Annotated in this window: 15 protein-coding genes and 2 rRNA genes (1 of these 17 cut by a window edge); 12 read left to right on the plus strand and 5 right to left on the minus strand. The window is 42.8% G+C overall.

Annotation, left to right across the window (positions count from 1 at the left end):
- Both MKY71_RS00585 and rrf read left to right on the plus strand, forming a co-directional pair.
- Positions 1–2,554: ribosomal RNA gene (locus tag MKY71_RS00585) — 23S ribosomal RNA — on the plus strand; it begins 375 nt to the left of the window's first position.
- An 86-nt stretch (positions 2,555–2,640) separates the two neighbouring features.
- Positions 2,641–2,756 (plus strand): 5S ribosomal RNA (gene rrf / locus MKY71_RS00590).
- Positions 2,757–2,840: 84 nt separating this feature from the next.
- Here rrf and MKY71_RS00595 read toward each other — a convergent pair.
- Positions 2,841–3,512 carry a LytTR family DNA-binding domain-containing protein gene (locus MKY71_RS00595; RefSeq protein WP_339196836.1) on the minus strand — a complete coding sequence of 224 codons (672 nt, stop codon included), beginning with the start codon at positions 3,510–3,512 and terminating at the stop codon, positions 2,841–2,843.
- Between the two features lie 215 nt (positions 3,513–3,727).
- Here MKY71_RS00595 and aceA point away from each other — a divergent pair, with 215 nt between their 5' ends.
- The 5 genes from aceA (at position 3,728) to MKY71_RS00620 (ending at position 9,718) form a co-directional block, all read left to right on the plus strand.
- Entirely contained in the window at positions 3,728–5,011 is a 1,284-nt protein-coding gene (aceA, locus tag MKY71_RS00600; protein WP_339174695.1) for an isocitrate lyase, read from the plus strand.
- A 426-nt stretch (positions 5,012–5,437) separates the two neighbouring features.
- Positions 5,438–6,613, plus strand: coding sequence for a pyridoxal-phosphate-dependent aminotransferase family protein (locus tag MKY71_RS00605; RefSeq protein ID WP_340731218.1), 1,176 nt, complete (start codon positions 5,438–5,440; stop codon positions 6,611–6,613).
- 134 nt (positions 6,614–6,747) lie between these two features.
- Positions 6,748–8,484, plus strand: coding sequence for an adenine deaminase (gene ade, locus MKY71_RS00610; RefSeq protein WP_340731219.1), 1,737 nt, complete (start codon positions 6,748–6,750; stop codon positions 8,482–8,484).
- A 54-nt stretch (positions 8,485–8,538) separates the two neighbouring features.
- Entirely contained in the window at positions 8,539–9,249 is a 711-nt protein-coding gene (locus tag MKY71_RS00615) for a glycosyltransferase (protein ID WP_340731220.1), read from the plus strand.
- Between the two features lie 85 nt (positions 9,250–9,334).
- Entirely contained in the window at positions 9,335–9,718 is a 384-nt protein-coding gene (locus MKY71_RS00620) for a YkvA family protein (protein WP_339174700.1), read from the plus strand.
- Positions 9,719–9,767: 49 nt separating this feature from the next.
- Here the strand turns inward: MKY71_RS00620 and MKY71_RS00625 are convergent, their stop codons facing one another.
- The 4 genes from MKY71_RS00625 to MKY71_RS00640 all read right to left on the minus strand — a co-directional run bounded on the left by MKY71_RS00625 (position 9,768) and on the right by MKY71_RS00640 (position 13,858).
- Entirely contained in the window at positions 9,768–10,715 is a 948-nt protein-coding gene (locus MKY71_RS00625) for an N-acetylglucosamine kinase (protein WP_340731221.1), read from the minus strand.
- A complete protein-coding gene (gene argH / locus MKY71_RS00630) occupies positions 10,708–12,231 on the minus strand; it encodes an argininosuccinate lyase (RefSeq protein ID WP_340731222.1) in 1,524 nt (507 codons plus the stop codon). The genes MKY71_RS00625 and argH overlap by 8 nt, the downstream gene beginning before the upstream one ends.
- A 133-nt stretch (positions 12,232–12,364) precedes the next feature.
- Positions 12,365–13,279, minus strand: coding sequence for an EamA family transporter (locus tag MKY71_RS00635; RefSeq protein ID WP_339174704.1), 915 nt, complete (start codon positions 13,277–13,279; stop codon positions 12,365–12,367).
- Positions 13,280–13,297: 18 nt separating this feature from the next.
- Positions 13,298–13,858: a GNAT family N-acetyltransferase gene (locus tag MKY71_RS00640; RefSeq protein WP_340731223.1), complete on the minus strand. Its 561-nt coding sequence runs from the start codon at positions 13,856–13,858 to the stop codon at positions 13,298–13,300.
- A gap of 149 nt (positions 13,859–14,007) precedes the next feature.
- Here MKY71_RS00640 and MKY71_RS00645 point away from each other — a divergent pair, with 149 nt between their 5' ends.
- The 5 genes from MKY71_RS00645 (at position 14,008) to MKY71_RS00665 (ending at position 18,444) form a co-directional block, all read left to right on the plus strand.
- Positions 14,008–14,955 (plus strand): carbohydrate kinase family protein, encoded by a 948-nt coding sequence (locus MKY71_RS00645; protein ID WP_339174708.1) that lies wholly within the window; start codon positions 14,008–14,010, stop codon positions 14,953–14,955.
- A gap of 501 nt (positions 14,956–15,456) precedes the next feature.
- The gene (locus tag MKY71_RS00650) at positions 15,457–16,563 is read left to right on the plus strand and encodes a helix-turn-helix transcriptional regulator (protein WP_340731224.1); all 1,107 of its coding nucleotides are present in this window, start codon (positions 15,457–15,459) and stop codon (positions 16,561–16,563) included.
- A gap of 12 nt (positions 16,564–16,575) precedes the next feature.
- A complete protein-coding gene (locus tag MKY71_RS00655) occupies positions 16,576–16,776 on the plus strand; it encodes a PLD nuclease N-terminal domain-containing protein (protein ID WP_340731225.1) in 201 nt (66 codons plus the stop codon).
- Positions 16,773–17,675: an ABC transporter ATP-binding protein gene (locus tag MKY71_RS00660; RefSeq protein ID WP_340731226.1), complete on the plus strand. Its 903-nt coding sequence runs from the start codon at positions 16,773–16,775 to the stop codon at positions 17,673–17,675. The genes MKY71_RS00655 and MKY71_RS00660 overlap by 4 nt, the downstream gene beginning before the upstream one ends.
- A complete protein-coding gene (locus MKY71_RS00665; RefSeq protein WP_340731227.1) occupies positions 17,662–18,444 on the plus strand; it encodes an ABC transporter permease subunit in 783 nt (260 codons plus the stop codon). The genes MKY71_RS00660 and MKY71_RS00665 overlap by 14 nt, the downstream gene beginning before the upstream one ends.
- The last annotated feature ends 17 nt before the right edge of the window (positions 18,445–18,461 follow it).

An 18,461-nucleotide genomic window follows, 5' to 3' on the forward strand; every position in this document is an offset into this window, starting at 1 on the left:
GCCCTGTAGTCAAAAGTTCATTCCCTCCAGAGTGGATCCTGAGTACGGCGGAACACGTGAAATTCCGTCGGAATCCGGGAGGACCATCTCCCAAGGCTAAATACTACCTAGTGACCGATAGTGAACCAGTACCGTGAGGGAAAGGTGAAAAGCACCCCGGAAGGGGAGTGAAATAGATCCTGAAACCGTGTGCCTACAAGTAGTTAGAGCCCGTTAATGGGTGATAGCGTGCCTTTTGTAGAATGAACCGGCGAGTTACGATTACGTGCGAGGTTAAGTTGAGAAGACGGAGCCGCAGCGAAAGCGAGTCTGAATAGGGCGAATTAGTACGTGGTCGTAGACCCGAAACCAGGTGATCTACCCATGTCCAGGGTGAAGGTGAGGTAACACTCACTGGAGGCCCGAACCCACGCACGTTGAAAAGTGCGGGGATGAGGTGTGGGTAGCGGAGAAATTCCAATCGAACCTGGAGATAGCTGGTTCTCTCCGAAATAGCTTTAGGGCTAGCCTCGTGATTGAGAATACCGGAGGTAGAGCACTGTTTGGACTAGGGGGGCATCTCGCTTTACCGAATTCAGACAAACTCCGAATGCCGGATATTTATACACGGGAGTCAGACTGCGAGTGATAAGATCCGTAGTCAAGAGGGAAACAGCCCAGACCACCAGCTAAGGTCCCCAAGTAATCGTTAAGTGGAAAAGGATGTGGCGTTGCTTAGACAACCAGGATGTTGGCTTAGAAGCAGCCATCATTTAAAGAGTGCGTAATAGCTCACTGGTCGAGTGACGCTGCGCCGAAAATGTATCGGGGCTAAACGATTCACCGAAGCTGTGGATGCATACTTTGAGTATGCGTGGTAGGAGAGCGTTCTAACAGCGTTGAAGTCAGACCGGAAGGACTGGTGGAGCGGTTAGAAGTGAGAATGCCGGTATGAGTAGCGAAACATGGGTGAGAATCCCATGCACCGTATGACTAAGGTTTCCTGAGGAAGGCTCGTCCGCTCAGGGTTAGTCGGGACCTAAGCCGAGGCCGATAGGCGTAGGCGATGGACAACAGGTTGATATTCCTGTACCACCTCCTCACCGTTTGAGAAATGGGGGGACGCAGTAGGATAGGGTAAGCACGCCGTTGGTTGCGCGTGTTCAAGCAGTAAGGCGTGTATGTAGGCAAATCCGCATACTTTAACGTTGAGCTGTGATGACGAGCTCGTATGAGCGAAGTTCCTGATTTCACACTGCCAAGAAAAGCCTCTATCGAGGTGAGAGGTGCCCGTACCGCAAACCGACACAGGTAGTCGAGGAGAGAATCCTAAGGTGTGCGAGAGAACTCTCGTTAAGGAACTCGGCAAAATGACCCCGTAACTTCGGGAGAAGGGGTGCTTCTTTGGGTGCATAGCCTAGAGAAGCCGCAGTGAATAGGCCCAGGCGACTGTTTAGCAAAAACACAGGTCTCTGCAAAACCGTAAGGTGACGTATAGGGGCTGACGCCTGCCCGGTGCTGGAAGGTTAAGAGGAGCGGTTAGCGCAAGCGAAGCTGTGAATTGAAGCCCCAGTAAACGGCGGCCGTAACTATAACGGTCCTAAGGTAGCGAAATTCCTTGTCGGGTAAGTTCCGACCCGCACGAAAGGCGTAACGATCTGGGCACTGTCTCAACGAGAGACTCGGTGAAATTATAGTACCTGTGAAGATGCAGGTTACCCGCGACAGGACGGAAAGACCCCGTGGAGCTTTACTGTAGCCTGATATTGAATTTTGGTACAACTTGTACAGGATAGGTAGGAGCCAGAGATCTCGGAGCGCCAGCTTCGAAGGAGGCGTCGGTGGGATACTACCCTGGTTGTATTGAACTTCTAACCCATGCCCCTTAGCGGGGTAGGAGACAGTGTCAGGCGGACAGTTTGACTGGGGCGGTCGCCTCCTAAAGAGTAACGGAGGCGCCCAAAGGTTCCCTCAGAATGGTTGGAAATCATTCGTAGAGTGTAAAGGCATAAGGGAGCTTGACTGCGAGACCTACAAGTCGAGCAGGGTCGAAAGACGGGCTTAGTGATCCGGTGGTTCCGCATGGAAGGGCCATCGCTCAACGGATAAAAGCTACCCCGGGGATAACAGGCTTATCTCCCCCAAGAGTCCACATCGACGGGGAGGTTTGGCACCTCGATGTCGGCTCATCGCATCCTGGGGCTGTAGTCGGTCCCAAGGGTTGGGCTGTTCGCCCATTAAAGCGGTACGCGAGCTGGGTTCAGAACGTCGTGAGACAGTTCGGTCCCTATCCGTCGTGGGCGTAGGAAATTTGAGAGGAGCTGTCCTTAGTACGAGAGGACCGGGATGGACATACCGCTGGTGTACCAGTTGTCTTGCCAAAGGCATCGCTGGGTAGCTATGTATGGACGGGATAAGTGCTGAAAGCATCTAAGCATGAAGCCCCCCTCAAGATGAGATTTCCCATTACGCAAGTAAGTAAGACCCCTGAAAGACGATCAGGTAGATAGGTTCGAGGTGGAAGTGCGGTGACGCATGCAGCTGACGAATACTAATCGGTCGAGGACTTAACCACATTTTATTGCACAAACTCAATGAAACGTTTATCCAGTTTTGAAAGAATGAAATTCTTTTACATAGGCTTTTTAAAGCCCACTATAGTGAAGTGATGATGGCAAAGAGGTCACACCCGTTCCCATACCGAACACGGAAGTTAAGCTCTTTAGCGCCGATGGTAGTTGGGGGCTTCCCCCTGTGAGAGTAGGACGTCGCTTCGCACATGTAAAAACCCACTGAGGAATCAGTGGGTTTTTTGTTTATTCGATCTATAGAGCCCTGTCTTTTATAAATTTTTCCTCATACTAAAACTCCAAAACCGCCCGCAAGTTATTTATATAGGACTGACTTACTGGCAATTCCACGCCGTCCTTCAGCTGTACAATAAAATTTGAAGTTAAATCACGCGTGATTTTTTTGATATAGCAAATATTTATAATATAAGAGCGATGAATGCGAAGAAAGTTATTTGGCAGTCGAGTCTGTAATTCTTTCAGTGTAACAGCTGTTTTGTATTGTTCACCTTTGGAGTAAAACCAAGTCCTCTTTTGCAAACTTTCAATATGTGAAATTTCATCAATCGAAATCGGAACCCAATCCTCCATTTGTTTACCTGTTAAAAACTTATACATATCCGAACTCTTTACTTTAAACAATGGGGGCAGGACGACAACTAGAGCGCCATGTTCGCCGTTAACCAAAATCGGATAACCGATTGCATAATAGGGTGTTTCAAAAAGTGTATTCTCCATAACAGCATCAACCTTTTGTTTAGTTTGTAGTACTTTATAAGCGATGCTGTCTTTCGGAACAGCCGACCCGACTTTCAATGCAAAATGGTGATGACCGGTACTGAAATAAATAAAGCTATTGTTTACTGCTATTGCAATCGATGCATCCTCAGGAATCCAATCTTCTAAAATAATTTTATACTGATTTAAAATGTCCTTTTCGATTTCAATATTTTGTAATGACAATGCAATTCCACTCCTTCTGTATTATAGCCTAAATGACAATTCATCCTCCAAATATACCCATTCATCCTAAATTAAAGTTAATTTATCAGAAAATAATGAAAAGTTAAACATTCTGTTATACATTATATTACAGCAAGATGTTCTGTTATGGAACAGTCGATTACAAATTTTTCTAACAGAATATCCATACACAATGGGGAAGGTGGAAATTTATTATGTCAACTCGTCAAGAAAGAATCGAAGCTTTACAAAAGGATTGGGCAGAAAACCCGCGCTGGAAAGGTATTGAGCGTGGTTATACAGCAGAAGAGGTTGTAAAGTTACAAGGTTCATTCATCCAGGAGCAAACTTTAGCAAAACGTGGATCTGCTCGTTTATGGAAGTCATTACATGAAGTACCTTTCATCAATGCGTTAGGAGCTTTAACGGGGAATCAGGCTGTACAGCAGGTAAAAGCAGGTTTACAGGCAATCTACTTATCGGGGTGGCAAGTAGCGGCTGATGCAAACCTTTCTGGTCAAATGTATCCGGACCAATCTTTATATCCGGCAAACTCTGTACCAGCAGTAGTAAAACGTATTAACCAGGCGCTTCAGCGTGCTGACCAAATTGACCATGCGGAAGGCCGCGATGACGGTTTTGACTGGTTTGCACCGATTGTAGCTGATGCAGAAGCAGGCTTCGGTGGTCCGTTAAACGTATTCGAATTAGTTAAAGGGATGATTGAAGCGGGTGCAGCTGGTGTGCATTTAGAAGACCAATTAGCTTCTGAGAAAAAATGCGGTCACTTAGGCGGGAAAGTTTTATTACCAACACAAAACGCTGTCCGTAATTTAATTGCGGCACGATTAGCTGCTGATGTGGCAGGCGTTGATACAATTTTAATCGCACGTACAGATGCAGATGCTGCTGACATGGTAACGTCAGATATTGACCCACGCGATGCAGAGTTCTTAACGGGTGAACGTACTCCTGAAGGATTCTACCGTACTAAACCAGGCATTAAGCAAGCAATTGCACGCGGGTTAGCTTATGCACCATATGCAGACTTAATCTGGTGTGAGACTTCTCACCCATCATTAGAAGAAGCACGTGAGTTTGCTGCTGCAATCCATGCTGAGTTCCCAGGGAAAATGTTAGCGTATAACTGCTCGCCTTCATTCAACTGGAAAGCTAAATTATCAGATGAAGAGATTGCAGAGTACCAACGTGAACTAGGAAAGCTTGGATACAAGTTCCAATTCATTACACTTGCTGGTTTCCACAGCTTAAACTACTCAATGTTCGAGCTTGCGCATGACTACAAAGATAATGGTATGGCTGCTTACTCTAAACTACAACAAGCTGAGTTTGCTGCTGAAAGCAAAGGTTACACTGCTACTCGTCACCAACGTGAAGTAGGTACTGGTTACTTTGATGAAGTATCACAAACAATTTCAGGTGGTACATCTTCGACAACTGCTATGTCCGGCTCTACTGAAACAGAGCAATTTGTATAAGACTGAAGTTTAATAGGCAGTGTTATGAAGAGATTCATAAACGGGGAACTGCTTTTTCGGATTAATCTATTCCTTTTCTTCTATCTTACTGATTCTAGTGACATTGGGGAATGTGCACTTAGTAAATAGACGTTATGCCGAAGCGACTCTTGAAAGAAACATAGGAGGGGAAAAGGAATACTTTCTTGAACTTGAACAGATTGACTACTATGAAAAATGCTAAATCGAATTGGAACGCGGTTTAGTATGGGATGCCTCCCAACATATAAGGAAAACTAAGGGGTTTTTATAAAGAGGAATGTCTTTTTAGCTTGGATGGGGCTGAAAAGGCATTTTCTATTTTGTATAAATGAAGGAGTTCTATAAAGTATAGAGAATATTATATAGATAGAATATTTTTACTATTAAGAAAAAGAGGCGATACCAATGAAAAATAAAGAATTATTATTAGTGCCAGGGCCGACACCGGTAATGGATGAGATTTATGATGCCTTGGCGAGTGAGACGAGAGGGCATACAGACCCTCGATTTGTTGAAACTTTTAAGAACGCGTTAGCTAATACGAAAAAGCTGTTTAATACAGACGGGGAAGTGTATGTAGTAGCAGGTTCAGGTACGTTGGCAATGGAAATGGCAATCGTAAATACTATTGCAAAAGGTGAACGTCTCTTGGTTATTAGCCACGGCTATTTCGGCGATCGTTTTACACCACTTGCAAAGGCGTTTGGAATTGAAGTGGATGTATTGCAGTCGACATGGGGTGAACGTGTAGACGCCAAGCTAGTGGAGGAAGCGGTGAAGGCTAATAAGTATAAGGCCGTAACAATTACACATGCGGATACATCTACTGGAGTTGTTTCGGACTTAGATACGCTAGTACCGATTATTAAAGCATCCGGTGCACTTGTCATTGTCGATGGTGTTGTCGCAACAGCAGCATTGCAAGAGGATATGAGTAAAGCTTACGGTGAAGAAGATTACAAAATTGATATTGTGTTAACTGGATCGCAAAAAGCAATTGGTATTCCTCCAGGGCTGGCAATTGTTGCTTTCAGTCCGAATGCATTGGCAGCACGTGAACAAATCGGGACAGTGCCGGCCTATTATGCGGATATACATAATTGGCGCAATATTATGGAGAACCCGGCAATGTACTTTGCGACGCCTCCGGTTAACTTAATTTACGCATATGATGTGGCATTGAATATTGTATTAGAAGAAGGTATGGAAAAACGTGAAGCGCGTCATATCGCATTTGGTAAAGCGATCCGTGCGGCACTGCGTTCTTACGGGATGACACCATTGGCTGATGAAGAAGTAGCTGCGCCGACATTAAGCTGTATTTTATATCCTGAAGGTATTGAAGATGGCAAGTTCCGAGCAAGTCTGGCGAAGCGCGGCATTATCGTAGCGGGTTCCTTAGCCCATTTGGCAGGAAAAGCATTCCGTATCGGGCATATGGGGAATACAACAGCGGAAATGCTGGACCAGGCTATTGCAGCAATTGGTGAAGCATTGCAAGAACAACAGCTGGAAGTTGATATTGAAAAGGCGAAAAGTGTATTTGCTCAGGAAATAGAAGCAGCAACAGTAAAGAGCTAAAGGTTAATAGAATCATATATTAAAGTTTGGTGCAATTATAGGAAAGGGGACGGTGCGATTTTTAAAGCCTTCCCTTTTTTATTTAATTATTAAATGAAATAGGATCATAGTGTGAAATAAACAGGGGGTGGCATATGAGGGAAATTATTGATCAATCTCAAAAACGAGGTAAAGCGGATTTCATTATTCAACATGCGCAAATTGCCGATGTTTTTAATTTACGCTGGCGCAAAGGCGATGTTGTAGTGGCAAACGGCAAAATTATTGCGGTTTCTAAGCCAGGTGAATTTGAAGCAGAGCAAGTAATAGATGCAAGCGGAAAGTATATTGTACCTGGATTTATTGATGCGCATATTCATATTGAATCATCCATGCTTGTTCCAAAACAATTTAATCGAATCATGCTTCCACATGGTGTAACGGCTGTCGTTACAGACCCGCATGAAATTGCGAATGTTTCAGGTAAAGCAGGATTGGAATTTATGCTACAGGATATTGATGATGTCGAAATGGATATTTATTTCATGCTGCCTTCCAGTGTACCGGGGACCTCTTTTGAACATGCAGGAGCTGTGCTGACGGCAAAAGATTTAAATGAATTTATCGGTCATAAGAATGTGCTAGGTTTAGCAGAGGTAATGGATTTTCCAGCTGTACTAAAAGGGGAAAAGGAAATGCTCGCAAAGCTAAAGCTTGCTCAAGAAAATGGGATGATCATTGATGGCCATTGTGCAGGTTTAACAAGTTCTCAAATACGTGGTTACCGGGCAGCAGGAATTACAACAGATCATGAATGCGTCACAGCCGAAGAGGCATTGGACCGAGTGGAACAGGGGATGTATGTATTCATTAGGGAAGGGTCAGCAGCCAAAAACTTAAAAGCCATTTTACCTGCTGTAACAATGTCGAATGCACGGCGTTTTGCTTTTTGTACGGATGATAAGCATCTGGATGAACTGATGGAACAGGGAAGCATTAACTACACAGTGGCATTGGCGATAGCGGAAGGAATGGATCCATTACTGGCGATCCAGCTTGCATCATTAAATGTCGCTGAATGTTATCATCTAAAAAATAAAGGTGCGGTTGCTACAGGTTATGATGCGGATTTTATAGTAGTTGAGGATTTGCAGACGATGAAAGCGCTGGCTGTATGGAAAAATGGCAAAAAAGTTGCGGAAAATGGAGAAATGCTTTCACCAATTCCAGAAAAAACTACTGTGGAAACGTCCATTTTACAATCTATACATTTACCAGAGCTGACAGTTGAAGATTTACGCTTGCCGTTTACAGGAAACCGGGCAAATGTCATGAAAATTGTGCCAAACCAGCTCATTACAAAACGGGTTGAGTTGGAAGTTGATGTAGCAAATGGACAATTTGTACCCTCTATTGAAAGGGACTTATTGAAGCTGGCGGTTGTGGAGCGGCATCACCATGTTGGGACAAAGGCAGTCGCAATCGTACAAGGTATCGGTATTCAAAGCGGCGCAGTAGCAACAACGATTTCCCATGATTCACATAATGCGATCGCCGTAGGAACAAATGATGAAGATATGTTATTGGCACTTAAGGCTCTTCAAGAGATACAAGGCGGGTTAGTCGTTGTAAATGAAGGAGAAGTGATTGCTTCCCTCAGTCTGCCAATCGCCGGTCTTATGACAGATGCTCCTGCTGAACAAGCGAAGCAGGAGCTGGAGAAATTACATGAAGGTTTGCATATAATTCATCCTACACTCGACTATCATTTGTTTCTTACTTTATCGTTTCTCGCTTTGCCGGTTATTCCTGATATTAAGCTTACAGATACAGGCTTATTTGATGTTACAAAATTTCAGCATATTCCGGTTGAGATTTTTAGTGACTATTGAATAGTTTGCTAATCTATATTTTTTCAATAAATATTCTATGAAGGAGCATGCAAAATGGAGCAAGTGATTGTTATGATTCCAGCATTAAACCCACTACCGGCCCTTCTTCAATTTATAAGGAAACTGAATGCATTGCCTATTTCCCAAATTATTATCATTAATGATGGCAGTGAAGAAAGATATAACGGTCTTTTTGAACAATTGCAGCAAGAAGGCTGCGAAGTATTAACACATGACAAAAACCTGGGGAAAGGCCGCGCGCTAAAAACCGGGATGGAGTATATACTGAAATCACGATTGCGGGCAAAGGGGATTATTACGGTAGGCGCGCATGGCCAGCATTCGTTATTGGATGTGGAGCAGGTATTATCGAGTACGAAAATTTTTTCGGACGGGATTATACTAGGTATTCGTGACTTCAAGGATTCCGACTATCCGTTCATTAGTAAACTTCAAAACCGCGCCTACTCGATGATGTTTGAGCTGCTTATCCGTAAACGTTTGCTCGACATCCAAACAGGGTTACGCTATATCCCAAGAGTCCATCTGCCATGGCTTTGTAAAGTTAAGGGGGAGTCGTATTACTATGATACAAACATGCTCATTGAGGCGATAAGACGAAAAGTCCCTGTCTACGAGGTGCCGATCGGTCATGCAAAGCTCCGTAAAAATTCAATTATTTACTATGATGAAGTATTGAATCCGACAAAAATATTCCAGCAGCTTTGGTTAAATTTCCTACATAACAGGCACAATACGAAATGAATCTTTTCTAATTGCGAAAACGTAAAGGATTACGAGCCGCATATTTGAGGAATAATAAAGTACTAGTAAAGAAGGGAGCATTCGTATGAGCGAACAATATAATTTTGAAAAAATGATTGAAGGTCAAGACCAACATTATTCAGATAAAAAGTTCCTGCATAAAATGAAGAAATTCGGTGGAGGGTTAGGCTATAAAGCGATGCAGGCAGCTGCCACACTTTACGTTGCCCTGCGTAGTCCGGACATGCCGAAATCAAGCAAGCTCATTGTTTTGGGAGCGCTTGGGTACTTTATTTTACCATTCGATTTAGTAGTCGATTTTCTACCTTTGTTCGGTTTAACCGATGATGCCTTTGTCATTTTAACTGCGTTGGGGAAAGTGTATTTGTCGATCACAGATGAGATGAAGGATGAAGCAAAAGAGTTAATCGAAGGAAAGCTGGGAAGTCAGGAAGACGTAGTGCAATAAAATATGAATCCCCTTAAAGCAACTGATGCTAAAGGGGATTTTTTTATGTTTATTTTACAGACTGGGCACCGTTTAATTCGCGCAAGCCGCGATTGAAAATAGCTTCAATCGGTTTTTCCTCGCATAGCTTTAACGTAATATTAGGATGTGTTTTATGGAGCTGAGCAGTTATTAATTCAACAAGCCCGGGGTTATTTTTTAAAATGCCGCCATTTAAAAACAGTGTATGTTCATTGTTTGCATAGCCTGCATTTTTTAATGTCGTTGCTGCCAATAAAACAAGTTCATCCGCCGCTTTTTGCATAATTTTTTGTGCAACGGCATCCCCCATTTCGACCGCCTGCTGCAAATAGGAACTGAAGCTCGCCAATCGGGCATTTGTATAATCCTCTGAATAAATAAGGTTGAACAATTCATCTGTGCTGTGAACATGATGACCTGCCAAAACAAGCTCTGTTAATATGGTCGGCTTGTTGCGTCCATCAGCAGCGCGGAAAATCGCCTTCGCAATATGTTTTCCGATCCAGTAGCCGCTGCCTTCATCACCAATCCGGTGCCCCCAGCCGCCGCCACGACTAATCTTGTCATTCATGAGGCTATAGCAAATCGCCCCTGTGCCCGAAATAAGCAGGCTTATATCACTCTTCCCAAGTCCCTTTAAAGTCGCTTCAACATCATTTTCTATTATAACTTGACCGAATGTAAAAGGGGATCGGGCGATACTTTCTTCTATAATTTCTTCAATAATCTTTTTATCCTGATCTGTATCAATGCCGGACAGTGCAAAAATGGCTACATCAATAAACAGGCTCGGTAAATGGGCTGCTGCACTCCTTAGCAGACCGGTAAATACGTGTTGGACATTTCCAATCCCCACCGCCTGGTAATTCGATCCCGTGGAAGTTGCGGTAAATAGTTCACGTCCATCTGTAGAACGAATGGTCATTACTGTTTTTGATGCACCACCGTCAACGGCTAATACATAACGATTACTCATGTTCCGTCCACCCCTTTAAAATTTGTTCCAATCGATTTTCGGCTTTTAAAATGGCCTCTGTTTTTTCTCGCAGCCAATTTTCAAGATGGACCGTATCATCTTGTGCCTGTTTGAGCGACTTTCGCATTGTTGCAGGCGCAGGCCCTCCCTTTAATGTACGTATATTAACGAAATACTCCGGCTGGATCGCCTGGTAAAAGGCAATCTCATTAATTTGAAGCGGCTTTCCCGTAACTTCCAGGCATTTCTCGTTTGCCAAATTCCATGTCAGGCTTGCGAGCGATTCTTTATTATTTGCCATCAAATCCCGCACACATAGGCTGACGATTTTATGTGACTGACGGAATGAAATACCTTCGGAGCGTACGAGGGAATCGGCAAGCTCTGTTACGTTGGCAAAGCTGTTTTGCGCACGTTTCAGTAAGTTTTCCTTATTCACATCCATCGTGAGGATCATACTTGCAAATAGCTTATAAATCCCGCCTAAACGATCAATTGCCCGCCATAAATAAGGTTGCATATCGTCTTCTGTATCGACAATATCTCCAAACGGTGTATTGTGGACCATCTGTAACACTGTTGCCGCATCCCCGACAACTGATGAGAGCAACGAACGTGTATGCTCAATTGAGACAGGGTTGCGCTTTTGGGGCATGATGGAGCTGATCTGCACATAAGGACTCGCAAGCTTAAAAGCATTGAATTCCTGCGTTGCCCATAGTAAAAAGTCCTGTGATGTGCGCCCTAAATTTAATGCCGCGAGCTGTACGATACTAGCTGCTTCCGCGATGTAGTCAGCACCGGCTACAGCATCCCAGGCATTTTCGATTAACTCGTCAAAAGCAAGCAATTCCTGTACTCGCTCGCGGCTGATCGGGAACCCAGTTGTTGTCAAAGCCGCCGCGCCCATACTGCTGCGGTTAATCGTATTGTATGCGGCCTGCATTCGTTTATAGTCCCTGGTCAACTGGTCGATGACAGCCTTTAAATAATGGGCAAATGTTGTCGGCTGCGCCTGCTGTGTATGTGTATAGCCAATCATGATCGTCTCTACATGCTCTTCGGCAAAGACGATTAGTGATTGACGTAAGTTTAAAAGTTCCTGCATGAGCGAAAGCAACTTTTTCCGAAGAGTCATACGGTAAATGGCGATTCCCATATCGTTTCTGCTGCGTCCGATATGTAAATTCCCTGAAATATCGCCTCCAAGTTCGATTAGCTTGTTTTCAATGCGGAAAAATAAATCTTCAAACTGCGGGTTATAATCTCGGGTTTTATAATATTCCAGATCAAGTTTTTGAATTGCCTGACCGATACGGCGTGCATTTTCTGGGGTAACCAATTCCTGTTCTTCAAGCATCTTTAAATGGGCAATATGAATTTGAAGCATCGCATCCAAAAAATGCCTGCGAGCCTCATCGTAAGCGGGCTGTAAAACCATTTGACGATAACTATTGGAAGGAAATAAAATTCCTTCTTTTTCATTTATTAGATTGCGGTAATTCTGAAAGAACATCGTGAATGGGCCTCCGATCAAATGATAGAAACTACTACCTCGTAATCTCATTCTACAATTATTAGAAAATTTTATCAATTCAAATAAATTAAGTAAGCCAGCGTAAAATAGACATAAAAAAACTGCCCTGAAATCAGGACAGTTGCTGTGTTTGATCGATAATGCGTACTTTTCTTGAAGCAAAATAGGATGGCAAAACCATACCGAACAGTACAAATACGATACCGAAAACTTGGAGAAGTGTTAAATTTTCATTTAATACAATAACCGATACCGTAATCGCTACAGGCAGTTCCATTGCACTTAAAATCGGGACAAGTGCACCGCCAACTTTTGGTGCAGCAATCGAGAACAGTAAAATCGGCAAAATAATACCGAAGAGCCCTAGTGCCAGACCAAACTTCCAAAGACCGCCAGTCAATTGACCGTTCCATACAATTTCAGGAGATAAGAAGATAGAAACGATGATCAGCGATACAACAGATAAAATAAATGTGCGTCCGATCGTCGTTACACCTTCAACAGGCTGAGCGTTAAATTGCATAAAAGCAGCAAAAGTAAAGGCAGCGAGTAATCCTAATGCCCATCCTTGCCATGCAATTTGCGATAAATCTACATCAATGACACCGGCTGCCAAAATCGTACCTACAAATAAAAATACTAATGAAATTAATTCAATGCGTGTTGGCAGGCGTCTTTTCAGAAAGCAGTCCATGAATAAACCAATCCATGTGAATTGGAACAGCATCACAACTGCCAATGATGCAGGTAAATAATTAAGGGACTGACCGTAAAAAATACCGGTAACTGCTGTACATATTCCGGCTAAAATTAAAGTAATGGCACCTTTTCTTGATAGCTTCGGTAATGTGCGTTGTGTTACAACAAAGAGCACGAGTGCGAGTAAAAATCCAACGAAATATTGGCTTGTCACAGCTTCTGCCGAAGTATAGCCATGCTGCATCGCAACTTTTACAATTGTTGATAAAACTCCGTAACTACTAGCCGCTATTACGATTAATAGCGGGTAAATCCAGTTTTGTTTCATTTCGTGTTTCTTCCTATTCTAAAGCGACTTCACCATATGATGAAATGGCTCATTAATTATTGTCCAGCTTTCAGTAGTATGATAACCTACTTTTTCGTACAAGCGTCGTGCATCGTGTTTCTCTAGTTCCACATTTAGAGAAATCTTTTCGTACCCAAGCTCTTTGCCTTTTTGCTCGGCAAATTGCAATAGGAGCGTACCGATGCCAAGACCACGTGCATTTTTCGAAACACAAATGGTATCGATGTAATATTCATCCATATGTGCTTCAACGTCCAATGTAGTCTGTATTCCCTTTTTGGATAGTTGTTCTTCTAGCTGACGATCGAGCTCGTATCCGAGACGGCCATCATAAAGCACGACAATCCCAACTATTTCATCCTGTTGTTCCGCTACAAATGTATTCAAATAGCTGTGTCGATTTGTCGCTTCTGTGACATACTGTTCTAAAGCAGCTAAAATCTGCGAAACTTCTTCTTCACCAGTCAAATTGTTTGCAATGTCTCCGATTGCGTCATAAATTAGAGGGGCAACAGCTTTCGCGTCATTTCGATCTGCTTGTCGAATGGTAATGGTCATCACAATCAACTCCTTACCGAACAAAGTATAACAGAAAATATATTCATTCGCGAAGAAAGCATTAGTTTCAGAATAGTATAAAGTTTTATAAATATATCTTTTCTATGGTAAATTAGTAAGAACATACAACGTCGGAGGTTAGACAATTAATGAGTCAAATAGACAAAGAATTCATCTTAGTTTATGGAGATGCATTCGTTGATTATATTGCAAATGATCAGACCAATACTTCATTTACGAAGTACTTAGGTGGCGCAACAATCAATGTTGCAGCAGGGATTAGTCGTATTGGGGCACCGTCAGCACTTATTACAATTACAGGCGATGACGAAACATCGGAATTTTGCCGTCAGGAGATTGCAAAAGAAGGTGTGAATCTTGATTTCGCTGTATTTGATGCGAAGAAGCGTGTAAGTGGTGTATATGTGCATTTAACTGAAAAATGTGAGCGAGTATTTAAAGATTATGTCGATGAGACGCCGAATTTACAAGTAACACCTCAGCAATTACAGGAAGAAGCATTCAAACGTGCTTCGATTTTAAATGTTTGTTCAGGAACGATGTTTGAAGAAACAGCATTAAAAACAACACGTGCCGCAGTGGATATGGCTAAGGATAAGGGAGCGATCATCGCAATCGATGCGAATATCCGCCCGCTTCGTTGGGAATCCGAGGAAGTCTGCCGTGAGACGATTACTTCATTCTTTGAAGATGCAGATATTTTAAAGCTAACTGATGAGGAATTATATTTCCTTACAGAAACAACAACAATTGAAGAAGGTCTTCAAAAGTTGGATGAGCTGTTAGTACCGATTGTGCTTGTTACAGTTGGCGCTGATGGAGCTTATGCCGTATTAAACGGCGAAGTAACACATGTTCCCGTTGAACGAGTTGTTCCTGTAGATACAACAGGCGCAGGCGATGCGTTTATGGCTGGTGTACTCCGCTATGTTCATTTCAATGGTTTACCTACAGTAACAGAAGATTTAGTAAGCTGTGTCGCATTCGGCAACAAGCTGGGCGCAATGGCGGCAACTAAAGCCGGTGCATTAACGGCACTGCCAAGCTACGAGGAAATTAAGCATTTAATTAAATAAATTTTATATAGAGCAAGCTGTCTTCGAAGTGTTTAACATTTTGGAGGCGGCTTTTTTGTTAGGGTGTGGTTGTGGTTATTAGAAGATTGCGGCCGGTTATTAGAAGAAGTTGGATGGTTATTAGAACAAGTGACGGGTTTATTAGAAGAAGTGGAGCGAAGGAGCTTCATTTCGTGAGTGCGAGGTGGCAAAGGAGGGCGTTTTGATTTTTATTAGAACAATGATCGAGGATATTAGAAAAAGTCAGAGCGATATTAGAAAATGCAGGACAGATATTTGAACAATACAACCGGATATTAGAACAACGGTCAGTTATATTAGAAAATCCCAACTTTATTAGAACAAATGAAAATATATTAGAACTTCCCCCAATATATTAGAACATTTTCATCCCGCAATCCCCGAATGAAACCAACAGTTGACAAAATCTCCTTTCCGAAAGAATTAGTCGCTATTAAACAGCCGATTTTCTTTTTATAATAAGTGTAAGAGGTGAGGGGGATGACGAATTTTCAATTTGCGGCCATTTTTACAGAACGCCGCAAGCAACTAAAAGTAACACAGGAAGAAATTGCGCGGCATGTCGGAGTATCAAGGGCAGCTGTTTCGAAGTGGGAGAAAGGGCAAAGCTATCCGGATATCGGACTGTTGCCGAAGCTTGCAACATTTTTCAATACTTCCATTGATGCACTGCTCGGTTATGAACCGCAATTGACGGATGAACGAATTTTAAAAATGTATGCGGAATTAGCACAGCGTTTTTCAAAGGAACCATTTGCTGAAGTGGATGCAGCAATCGATCGGCTCATTGATGAATATTATAGCTGCTTCCCGTTTTTACTGAAGATGGCGCAGCTTTATGTCAATTACTTTAATCTCGCACAGGAAAAAGAAGCGGTTGCTGATAAAATTCAGGACCTTTGTAAACGTGTGAAGGAGTTCAGCGGAAATTACAGGCTGAAAAACGAGGCGAATTTACTGGAAGCATATACGTATATTTTAAAAGGGGAACCTCAGCAAGTGCTCGAATTATTAGGGGAAGACGCTGTAGTTCAGCTTGGGACTGAGCAGCTTATCGCAACGGCACAAACGATGCTTGGCAATATAGAAAAGGCGAAGGAAATTCATCAGGTCCATATGTATCAGCATCTACTGTATATGATAACGAATGCGAATGAAGCGCTTGGGTTGGAAATGGAAAATATCCCTTATTTTGAAGAATCGGTCAGCCGAATTGAAACAATAATAGACATTTTTCATTTAGATAAATTGAATATACACAACACGCTTCTGTTTTATATAAAAGCAGCGAGCGGCTATGCAATACAAAATAATACAGATGAAGCAATTCGATGTATTGAGCGCTATGTGAAAGTATGTACGCAAATTAAGTTTCCACTGCAACTCACAGGAGACAATTATTTTTACTTGCTGGATGGCTGGATTGCAAAGGAAGTTATGTTGAGCACACAAACACCACGTGATGAGGAATCGATCAAAAAATCGATTTATGAAAGTATCGCCGAGAATCCAATGTTGGCCAGTGTGCAAAACGATACGCGCTTTAAAAGTTTACTCATCAATTTAAAACATCATTTGAAAATTTAAGGAGGATTTAAAATGGATCAATTATCGAATATTCCTTGGGGACTTATTGCGCCGTTATTAGCACTGCAATTGGTGCTTGCGGCGGTTGCCATTGTGGATATTGTACGCAGTTATGAGACGCGCGGCCCGAAATGGGTATGGGTGCTCGTATCATTATTTGTTAATACACTCGGACCGATTGCCTACTTTCTGTTCGGACGGAAAAGCCAATGATCTGCATTGAAGTGAATGGCCTCACAAAGCAATTTGGAGCAAAAAAAGTAGTGGATGACTTATCGTTCACTTTGCCGATGCATACATCTACAGCGCTGATCGGTCCGAATGGCGCAGGAAAAACGACGGCACTTTCGATGCTTTCCAATATACTGGAACCGACAAGCGGCAAGATCAACATGCCGGATGTAAAGGATATTCGCAGTGCAATCGGATTTTTACCGCAATATCCGCAGTACTATTCCTGGCTGACTGCACTTGAATATATGGAGATGGTGGCCAATTTAAATGGCCTTGAAAAGCGTTCATTAAAAAGTGAATGCAAAAAGATGCTTGAATTTGTAGGTTTGCAGGATGCGATGAATAAAAAGACCGAGACATTTTCAGGAGGAATGAAGCAGCGTTTAGGTATTGCCCAGGCAATAGTGCACAAACCAAAGCTGCTGTTGCTGGATGAACCGGTATCGGCACTTGATCCGGTTGGACGTCGGGAAGTGATGAATTTATTGAAGGAAATTCAGCAGCAAACGACGATTTTGTACTCAACGCATATTTTGAACGATGCGGAGGAAATGACCGACCAGCTGCTGTTTTTGCGGGATGGAAAACTTGTTGAACAAGGGTCACTGACAGAGGTGAAGCAAAAGTTTGAGGAACCGCGTTTTAAAATAACGTTTACAACGCCGGAAGAGGCACGTCAATTTGCTAGTCAGTCTACATTAGGAGCTGTTGCTGAAGGGATAGCGGCATATGTAGAAGTTTTAGATGAACGCCCATCGATGCAACAGCTGCTTCAGCAATTGGCGGCATCACCATATACAGTTGTAAAAGTGGAGCGGGAAACGGCAAGTCTTGAGGAAATCTTTATGAAGGTGGCGGGAAAGCATGCAGCAATTTAAAGCATTACTTTTAAAGGAATGGCGTGAAAGTGTTCGCAGCTTTAAAATTTTATGGATTCCGCTCGTTTTTGTACTTCTTGGAATTAGTGATCCGCTTATGAATTACTTCATGGAAGATATTTTGCAGGCGGTCGGCAATATGCCCGACGGATTTATGATGACAATGCCTGAATTTCAGCCGGCTGATCTGCTTATTGCATCAACGGGTCAATTTCAGACTATTGGACTGCTCGTATTAATTACTGCGTATATTGGTTCGGTAAGCCGGGAACGTCAAAATGGTACTGCGACCCTTCTCTATGTTCGTCCGATGTCTTTCACTGCATTGTTTTTCAGTAAATGGATTGTTGCAAGCACAATTGCAATCATCAGTGCACTAGCGGGCTATGCGGGAAGCATGTATTATACGGCTCTCCTTTACGGGACTGTGAATGTAACAAAATTTCTGGCAATGCTCGGTACGTATTGCATATGGTTACTGTTTGTCATGGCACTAACTGTTGCTATGAGTGCAGCCTTCCAAACATCAGTCGCTGCTACTATTACAATTATTCTCATTCCAGTCGGCCTGCTTATTGATACATTAATCGGCGGCTTTTGGAGTATTACACCGTGGAAGCTGGCAAAGTACGGAACAGGCCTCCTTACTGACAGTGTATTAATGGAAAATTACTGGTATACGCTACTTGTTGTTCTCGCACTAATTATTGTATTTGTATTAATCGGAATTCAAATGAGCAAGAAAAATATCCGATATTTAAAAGTATAAATTGTAAGCAGAAATCA

The organism is Solibacillus sp. FSL W7-1324, from assembly GCF_038008025.1.
In the GTDB taxonomy this organism is placed as follows: domain Bacteria; phylum Bacillota; class Bacilli; order Bacillales_A; family Planococcaceae; genus Solibacillus.